At 68.7% G+C, this 1,801-nt stretch carries 1 protein-coding gene; it reads right to left on the reverse strand.

Annotation, left to right across the window (positions count from 1 at the left end; all coding sequences use genetic code 11):
• Positions 1-164: 164 nt before the first annotated feature.
• Positions 165-1,730 carry an IS1182 family transposase gene (locus tag V6V89_RS41265; RefSeq protein WP_334625192.1) on the reverse strand — a complete coding sequence of 522 codons (1,566 nt, stop codon included), beginning with the start codon at positions 1,728-1,730 and terminating at the stop codon, positions 165-167.
• Positions 1,731-1,801 lie beyond the last annotated feature (71 nt).

Raw genomic sequence — 1,801 nt, forward strand, 5'->3', positions numbered from 1 at the left:
CTAGGAGGCTCCTGAATAACCCCGTTTCGGGGGTGCGGGTTTCGGGTGGTGGTGATGGGGAGGGCTTCTCGGTAGGGCCGTCGTGCGGCGGGTGGGTCATAGTGCGTGGCTGGACAGAGGGGTTGCCTTCCTGGCCGGGGGGTCGGCGTGGTGGGGGTGGTGGGTTAGATGATGGCCCAGCCGCCGGGTTGGCGGGCTAGGCCGAGGTTGATCAGGCGGCGGAGGTTGAGGGCGGCGATGCGGTGGTGTAGCCACAGGTCGTTAGCGGCCACGCCGCGGTAGCGCAGTTTGCGGCAGCGGCCTTTCGGGCCGATCAGCCAGGCGATCGAGCGTTCGACCATGGGCCGGTGCTGTCGATAGGTGTCGCGTAGGTCGTCGCGGGCCTTCCAGTCGCGGCGGGCCTGGCGCAGCAGGGCGTCGTGTTCGTGCAGGTTGAGGCTGCGGCCGGTCTTGGCGGTGGTGCACCGCGCGCGTAACGGGCAGTCGCGGCAGGCGGCCCCGAAGGTGACGGTGCGGCTGGGGGTGATCGGCCGGGTCACCTGGTTGGGGCAGGTGACGGTGCCAGCGGGTTCGTCGACGGTGAACTCGTCGATGGTGAACCCGCCGGCAACGGCCGGCCGTAACGGTGCTGGTTTGATGACCGCGGTGTGCCCGGCCTGGGCGAGGGCGGCGCGGGCATCGCCGGTGCCGTAGGCACTATCACCCAACACCTCGAACTGGCCGAGTTCGTCGTCGTTGTCCAGCAACGACAACCCGACGACGGCCTCGTGATTGTCCTCACCACTGGCTTGGGTCAGTTCGGCGGTGGTGAACAGCCCGGTGTCCGGCTCGATCGCGACGTGCGCCTTGTAGCCGTCCTGCCGCGCCTGGACGGTCTTGTGCACATGCCGGGCCTGCGGGTCCACTGTGGAGATCACGCGGTCTTCAGCTACCCGGCGGGCGATACGCCACCGGCCATCGGTGCCATCCGAGCCCTCGGCCGGTTCGACGTCCTGCCCGGCCACCAACGCCAGCAGGGCCAGCGCCTGCGAAGCCTGCTGATCGGCTTCGGCATCGGCCAACGCGTCGATGAGGGTGTTAGCGTCGTTGACCAAAGCGGACACCAGCACATCGCGGGCGGCCTTGTCGTCCCAGGCGATCGCGGGCTTACCGGGATCGTCCCAGTCGTGGGCGTGACAGCGATCCGCGATCAGCTGTGCCGCGCCGGGCACCAGGCGGCGCACCCGCCGCACCGCGGCGATCAACTGGGTGACCGTGTCCTGCGTGGCGACCGCGTCATCGAGCACCACCGAATCCAACGCCCGGCGAGTCTTGCCCGCCAGCACCCCGGTCGCCGCGACCACGCCCCGGACCGCCTCGAAGATCCGTTCGGGACGATCCGAGGCGCGTAGCCGGTTACGCCACACCGTCAACGTGGTCGGGTGAAAGCCTTCGTGGTCGATCGGCAGCCCACACGCCACCTTCCACCGCAGGTCGCAGCGCAGCGCCTGCATCGCCTCGCTGTCCGACAGGTCCTGCAGGGTCTGCAACACCAGCACCGACGCGATCACCTCACCCGGCACCGACGGGCGGCCACGCCCGGACCGGAACAGATCAGCGAACAGACCGTTCGGGAAAACCTCACCACGATGCTCGGCCAAGAACGCGTACACACTGCCTGCCGGCACCAGATGCCCCGCCAACGCCGCCGTGTCCAACAACTCGCGGCCCGGATCGGATCTACCCTGCACCCACCAACTATCGACCAAACCCGATCAAAACCGGTGGACCGGCACGCCGCCATTATTCAGCGGTCTCCTAG

The sequence above is a fragment of the Micromonospora sp. CPCC 206061 genome (genome assembly GCF_036906915.1).
In the GTDB taxonomy this organism is placed as follows: domain Bacteria; phylum Actinomycetota; class Actinomycetes; order Mycobacteriales; family Micromonosporaceae; genus Phytohabitans.